This window comes from Pseudomonas sp. SDO5591_S426, assembly GCF_054070755.1.
The window spans coordinates 1-6847 of record NZ_JBSVXD010000248.1; the positions used below are offsets into that span (position 1 = coordinate 1).

Annotated in this window: 7 protein-coding genes; 2 read left to right on the forward strand and 5 right to left on the reverse strand. The window is 58.7% G+C overall.

The genetic code is table 11. From position 1 onward, the window contains the following. Positions 1-119: 119 nt before the first annotated feature. The 4 genes from ACW9JC_RS27510 to ACW9JC_RS27525 form a co-directional block, all read right to left on the reverse strand. A complete protein-coding gene (locus ACW9JC_RS27510) occupies positions 120-917 on the reverse strand; it encodes a MetQ/NlpA family ABC transporter substrate-binding protein (protein WP_416127465.1) in 798 nt (265 codons plus the stop codon). A 161-nt stretch (positions 918-1078) separates the two neighbouring features. Continuing rightward, a complete protein-coding gene (locus ACW9JC_RS27515; protein ID WP_457458959.1) occupies positions 1079-2011 on the reverse strand; it encodes a sigma 54-interacting transcriptional regulator in 933 nt (310 codons plus the stop codon). A gap of 58 nt (positions 2012-2069) precedes the next feature. Next, positions 2070-2651, reverse strand: coding sequence for an alpha/beta hydrolase (locus ACW9JC_RS27520; RefSeq protein WP_448105926.1), 582 nt, complete (start codon positions 2649-2651; stop codon positions 2070-2072). A gap of 459 nt (positions 2652-3110) precedes the next feature. After that, on the reverse strand, positions 3111-4184 hold the full coding sequence (locus tag ACW9JC_RS27525) for a fatty acid desaturase (protein WP_457458961.1): 1074 nt from the start codon (positions 4182-4184) through the stop codon (positions 3111-3113). A 100-nt stretch (positions 4185-4284) separates the two neighbouring features. Between ACW9JC_RS27525 and ACW9JC_RS27530 the strand changes: the two genes are divergently transcribed. After that, the gene (locus ACW9JC_RS27530; protein WP_457458963.1) at positions 4285-5289 is read left to right on the forward strand and encodes an AraC family transcriptional regulator; all 1005 of its coding nucleotides are present in this window, start codon (positions 4285-4287) and stop codon (positions 5287-5289) included. Between the two features lie 206 nt (positions 5290-5495). Here ACW9JC_RS27530 and ACW9JC_RS27535 read toward each other — a convergent pair whose 3' ends face one another. Continuing rightward, complete coding sequence (locus ACW9JC_RS27535; protein ID WP_457458965.1) at positions 5496-6182, reverse strand: Crp/Fnr family transcriptional regulator; 687 nt, start codon at positions 6180-6182, stop codon at positions 5496-5498. An 84-nt stretch (positions 6183-6266) separates the two neighbouring features. Here ACW9JC_RS27535 and ACW9JC_RS27540 point away from each other — a divergent pair, with 84 nt between their 5' ends. Continuing rightward, positions 6267-6788: an Mpo1 family 2-hydroxy fatty acid dioxygenase gene (locus tag ACW9JC_RS27540; RefSeq protein ID WP_457458967.1), complete on the forward strand. Its 522-nt coding sequence runs from the start codon at positions 6267-6269 to the stop codon at positions 6786-6788. Positions 6789-6847: the final 59 nt, after the last annotated feature.

A 6847-nucleotide genomic window follows, 5' to 3' on the forward strand; every position in this document is an offset into this window, starting at 1 on the left:
CTCATCGCCTTGTAGGAGCTGCCGAAGGCTGCGATCTTTTGCTTTTGCGGGGCAATAAAAAACGCCGACGCTCTATCAGCCGTCGGCGTTTGAAACCTTGAAGGGGTTTACCTCGTGAATTAGAACGCTGGCAGTACTGCGCCGCTGTACTTCTTCTCGATGAATGCTTTGACTTCCGGGCTGGTCAGGGCTTTGGCCAGTTTCTGGATGGCATCGCTGTTCTTGTTGTCCTCACGGGCCACCAGGAAGTTCACGTAAGGCGAATCGGCACCTTCGATCACCAGGGCGTCCTTGGTCGGGTTCAACTTGGCTTCCAGCGCGTAGTTGGTGTTGATCATGTCCAGATCAACTTCCTTCAGAACACGCGGCAACAGGGCCGATTCGAGTTCCTTGAACTTGAAGTTGTGCGGGTTCTTGGCGATGTCTTTCGGGGTCGCCAGAGCGTTTTTCGGGTCTTTCAGTTCAATCAGGCCAGCCTTCTGCAGCAGGATCAACGCACGGCCGCTGTTGCTGCCTTCGTTCGGGATAGCGATGGTCGCGCCGTCAGGCAGCTCGGCCAGGGTTTTGTATTTGCTGGAGTAGCCACCGAACGGTTCAACGTGCACGCCTTGCACGGTGACCAGGTACTTGGCTTTGTCATCCTTGTATTTGCCAGCGTTGAAGCTGTCCAGGTATGGCTTGGTCTGGAAGTAGTTGGCATCCAGGCGCTTTTCGCCAACCTGTACGTTTGGCTGTACGTAGTCGGTGAAAACCTTGATTTCCAGGTCCACGCCTTCTTTGGCGAGGGTTGGCTTGATCAGCTCAAGGATTTCAGCGTGCGGAACCGGGGTCGCGGCAACCACCAGTTTCTCGCCAGCCTGGGCAAGGCCCGTGGTCAGGGCAGCCGCCAGAGCGGTGAACAACAGAACCTTTTTCATGCAGTGTCCTTATCGAAAATCACAGTCGCTTGTGGCGACGGCTATTAGTACGAGTGCCAGTGAAGTGCTATCGCTGGCGTGAAGCGGACAATACCGGGATTTTTTATTCCCGGACAATAACGTTTATTCAGTTTCATATTCCATTTTGTTCATATAGCGCACTAGAGCGTCTGCGTCAGGCTTTCCAGCAAACGCTTGAGTGCCGAACGCTCATCGTCTGTGCCATTTTTGCTCGTATAAACAATGTCTTGCTCGATTTTTTCCAGCGAAATCGGTGCCTCTGACAGGTTCAAATGCTCGGGTAAAATCTCCTCGCCAGTGCTGACCAACAGCGCAAAGTGAATGACGTTTTCCAGCTCCCGGGTATTGCCCGGCCAAGTGTGTCGCTCCAGCACTTGTTGCGCGGTTTCGCTGATCAAAGGCACCGGCAGATCCAGGCGCTGGCTGTAGATGCCGAGAAAGTATTCGGCGAGCGACAGGATGTCGCCCACCCGCTCACGCAGTGCCGGCAACTCAAGCTGACCTTCGCTGAGGTAGTGATAGAGCCGCTCATGGAATTTGCCGGCGGCGACGGCCTGAGCCAGGTCGATGCTGGTGGCAGCGACCAGACGCACGTCCACCGGACTTGGCTGATGGGCGCCGACACGGGTGACTTCGTGGTTTTCCAGGGCGGCGAGCAGTTTGATCTGGATCGGCAATGGCAAGTCGCCGATCTCATCCAGGTACAACGTGCCGCCGTTGGCCGAACCGAACCACCCGGCACGACTGCTGGCTGAACCGCTGTAACTGCCCGCCGCATAGCCGAACAATTCCGCATCGGCGTAAGTCGGGCTGATCGCTCCGCAATTGACTGAGACGAACAGCCCGCCGCGATCGCTGGCACGATGGATGTGCCGCGCCAGCAATTCCTTGCCGGTGCCGGTTTCACCACGGATCAGCACCGAAACCTCACGGGTTGCGAGTTGCTCCAGCTCCTGGCGCAATTGCCGGGAACGCGGATCGACGAACACCAGCGCCTTGGCGCGGATGCTCAGGGGGCTTTTTTCAGCGTCGGGAAAGGTCAGCAATGGCTGACCGAAGGTTTCAAAACTCATGGCAGACTCCCGCCCAAAACCGCCGGGAGACGGGGGCGATTCTAAAAAAACAAAAGGTTCAAGCGCGGCGCAAGGCGTTATGTTCCATGCGGTTTTGCAGGCGATAGAGATAGGCGAATCCCTGCTCCCAACGCTGGTGGCCGGACTTCACGTTGATGTGCCCCGCACCTGCCAGGATCCCCGCTTCCGCGCCCCACTGACGCGCCAACTCCAGAGCTCGCGGCGCGCTGACCGCACTGTCGTTGTCGGAGCTGACTACCTGACTCGGAAACGGCAGCAGATCCGTCGGAATCGGCGCGAAGTTGCGCAGAGCCGGCGCGCAGGCCGGGCGCTCGACGTCCGCCGGGGCAACCAGCAACGCGCCGCGCACCTGACGCAAAAACTGCACCGGCGCGGTCGCCGCCCAATGAGCGACGGTGATGCAACCAAGGCTGTGAGCGATCAGGATCACCGGCGTGCTATCCGCGGCAATCGCCTCGGCCAGCGCCGCGACCCAGTCTTCACGACGCGGCGTCAGCCAGTCGGCCTGCTCCACCCGTGCGCTGTTCGGCAGGCTGTTCTGCCAGTGGCTTTGCCAATGATCTTCTGGCGATCCTTGCCAGCCCGGCACAATCAGGTAGCGAATTGATTCGTTGCGCATGGGGGAGCTCTCCTGCTGCGTGTCTGTTCCCGGTCGAGTATAGGGAGGAGAGTTATATTCGTTAAGGAATAAGAAGCTATTTATTAAGACCCATATGGCATAACCCTGTAGGAGCTGCCGCAGGTTGCGATCTTTTGATCCTGGCTTTTAAAAAGATCAGAAGATCGCAGCCTGCGGCAGCTCCTACAGGTTTTGTGTTTGGCCAGGCATAAAAAAGGGGCCGCACCCTGCCAAGGAGACGGCCCCGGAAAACTCAAATTCTGTCAGCGCTGTTGAACAACACTGGAAGCCGATGATTGGCTAAAACGATTATCCAATAAAGGAATATTTAATTACTTTATTAGGCCTTAATCGCATATAGCCACCCCGCTGCCGACTCCCCTGCTTGCGTCACAACCTAACGTCTCTTTGGGTCAAATTGATGACTATCGACTGAGCTTGAGTTTCCGGATGCATGGCTTAGACCTGTGCGGCACGTACCTGCTGCGGTTCGACCGCGTCCTTGCGCTCAAACCGGTTGGCCCGTCCGAACGTACCGATATCATTGAAGCGCACGCCCATCTCGCGCATCACCTTATGCGCCACCGGCGCGGTCAACTGGCGAATGTAAAACGGTTCCTTCACCACAAAATGATGGATGCCGTGGGTACTGCCGAAGTTGAAGCAGAATGCTTGTAACGGCCACAGCCACCAGGTGTTCAGCACCTGGGTCTGCTGCATTACGTTGCCCAGTTCGACGTCACCGTAGTAGTGCATGTTCGAGCTGATGAAGTGCAGGCAAAAAGTGCGCAACACGTTCGGGCCGATGATCACCACAGCAGCGATGTCGATCACCTGCATCACCGACAGGGTGGTCGCCGACCACTCGATTGGCGCGCCCATCAGGTACGCAATGCCGTTCGCCGCATGGAAGCCGAGAAACACGTACCACGCGCCCCAATGCATCAACGCCAAAGGTGCGTACACCTTCAAAGTACGTTTGATGATGCTGAATTTGTGCGCCCAGGTTTTCGCCCGAAGCATGCGAATGAACGCCGACATGATGTTGTCGCCAACCATCAAAAACCGTGCAAAACCCCAAGGCTCGCCATTGGTGATCGCCCGTTCTTCCATGTCGGTTTCCGTGCCGGAAACCTTGTGGTGATTGAGGTGCAGGTGACGACGAATCCACGGATTGATCGTACTTGGCCGCGCCAGCCACACCAGGCCCATCATCAGGTTGTGCGGCACCCGCTGTTTGCGAAAGTACATGCTGTGAATCAGGTCGTGCTCCAGCTCGTGGGTCAGCGAGGCGAAAAACGCGTTGAGCAAAAGACACACCCACCACGCCATATGCCCGGTCATGTAGAGCGCCGCCGAACCGATCATGCCGGCCAACGCGAAGGCCAGGATGCCCGCGCCCATGGCGTCCTGATGCTTGAGAATCGGGTAACGCTCGCGCAGTTCGACGCCTCTGGCCAGCACCACTTCGCGAATATGTGCTGATCGCTGAGCTGCATTCAGTCGCTGGGGACTTGCAGAAGTACGGTCCATGCTTCCATCCTCTGGTTATTGATGTTCGCATCCTGCCTGCTCTGCCCGTGCGCAGCGGTAGCCGTGAACGCCAACCTGTTGACCGGAAGCGCCAATCAACATGACTGAACCGACCTCGCTCGCCAGCTGGACCCGCGCCTTGCGCAAGCAACTCGATGCCCTGGGATTCGACAGCATCGCGCTGTGTCGGCAAGCGGGGCTCGATCCGCAATTGATGGAGGACCCGAACGCGCGTTATCCATTGTCCGGTACTACGCGCCTATGGGAGCTTGCGGTACAGGTCAGCGGCGACCCGGCGCTTGGCCTGCGGGTTTCGCGCTTCGTCAGTCCCACGACTTTTCATGCACTCGGTTATGCGCTGGTGGCCAGCGGCAGTCTGCGCGAAGTGTTCGAACGCATTGTGCGCTATCACCAGGTGGTCAGTGACGCCCTGGAACTGGAGCTGACGCGCGCGGAAGACCGCTACCGCTTCCACTTGAGAATCCCGCCGGGCAATCCCGCTCCCGCTTACGAAGCCATCGATGCCTTCACCGCGATTTACGTGCGCACCTGCCGCAATCGCCTGGGTCGCGATTACGCCCCGCTGGCGGTGTACCTGCGTCGCCCGGAGCCGGCCGACCCGCATCAGTGGCACAAGGTGTTTCGCGCACCGGTGTACTTCGCCAACGACGAGGACCGGATCGAGTTCGCCCTGGCTGATTTCGACAGCCACCTGGACGACGCCAACCCGGAACTGGCCGAACACAACGAAACCGTGCTCAAGCGCACCCTGGCGCAGCTCAAGCCGCTGACGTGGGAGCGCAAGGTTCGTGATGCCATCGAAGAACAATTGCCGGAAGGAGAACCCAGCGCCGAACACATCGCCAAAGCCCTGCACCTGAGCCTGCGCAGCCTGCAACGGCACCTGGCGGACGAAGGTTATCGGTTCGATACGCTGCTCAACGAAAGCCGCGAGAACCTGGCGCTTTTGCACCTGCGTGATCCGCAATGCTCGTTGAGCGAGATCAGTTATCTGCTGGGGTTCGCCGATACCAGCAGCTTCAGCCGCGCGTTCAAGCGCTGGACCGGGATGACGCCGGGGCAGTTTCGGGATGGGTTGCGCTGACAGATCCAGTGAATAGGTTGTCTGGGCTGGCCTCATCGCGAGCAGGCTCGCTCCCACAGTTTTTTCGATGACCACAAATCTCTGATTCACCCAGACCCCCTGTGGGAGCGAGCTTGCTCGCGATAGCGGACTGTCAGTCGACACACCTGGAGACTGACACACTGTCATCGCGAGCAAGCTCGCTCCCACAAGAGACGCGTCGAGTTTCAGATTGTGGTCAGCTCCCGCAAACGAGCAGCATCCAGGATCTCGATTTCCCCGTAACTCAGCCCGATAATCCCCTGCCCCTGCAAATCCTTGAGGATCTGGTTGGTGGTCTGGCGCGACAGCGACAGCATCGACGCCAACTGCTCCTGCGGCAGTTGCAGGACGCGGCGGGGCTCGTCGAGTTCGCCGTAGCCTTCGGCGATCATCAGCAAGCGATGCGCGAGCCTTGCCGGTGCGGGCAACAGGCTCAGTTGTTCCAGATTGATGAAGGTCATGCGTAGCTTCTGGCTCATCAATAATGCCAGTTGCCGCCAGTGCACCGGTTCTCCGTCGAGGACCGCCAGCAACGGGTTCTGTGCAATGTGCAACAGCGTGCAATTGCTCACGGCGAACGCATCGTGGGTACGCGGCAGACCATCGAACAAACCGATTTCACCGAACCAGTGCGGTGCCTCCACCAGGCTCAGCAATGCCTCTTTGCCCTGCTCGCTGACGGCGCCGATGCGCACTGAGCCTTCGAGCACCGCGTACAGGCCACACGGCGGATCGCCACGCTTGAACAGGCGCTGCCCCGGCGACAAGCGCCGCACCCTGGCGGCGGACAGCAGACTATCCTGTAGGGAAACAGGCAAATGGCTGAACCACTGACCACGCATCAGGCGTGGGCGCCAGACCTGCATATCCATGAAAACTCCTAGAGATTGTCGCCTGGCTGACAGAGCGTGAAACGGCCCCGAGGCATTATCCGTCACCCTACAGGAGGAATAACAATGAAAAAAAGCCTCGTTGACCATCTCAGTCAATACGCCGCGTACCACCGTGACCCGCGCAACATCGCCACCCACTTCATCGGCATTCCGCTGATCGTGGTTGCCGTCGCCGTGCTGTTGTCTCGTCCGCAGTGGGCCGGGGGCTGGCTTTCACCGGCGGTGCTGGTGTCATTGGCCAGCGCATGGTTTTACCTGCGTCTTGAATTGCGCCTCGGGGTGTTGATGACGGTGCTGCTGGGGCTGTGTGTCTGGGCGGGTCAGGTGCTGGCGCAGCAAAGCACGCTGGTCTGGTTGAGCAGCGGCCTCGGGATGTTCGTGGTGGGGTGGGCGATCCAGTTTGTCGGGCATCACTACGAAGGGCGTAAACCGGCGTTCGTCGATGATGTGACTGGGCTGATTGTCGGACCGTTGTTTGTGGTGGCTGAGCTGGCGTTCTTGCTGGGGATGCGGCATGAGCTCAAAGAGCAGATCGAGGCGCGGGCGGGTGAGGTGCGGGTCAATCCGAATAAAGCGGCGGCTTAGATCGCTTTAAAAGATCGCAGCCTGCGGCAGCTCCTACAGGGGCTTTATGTCGGTCATAA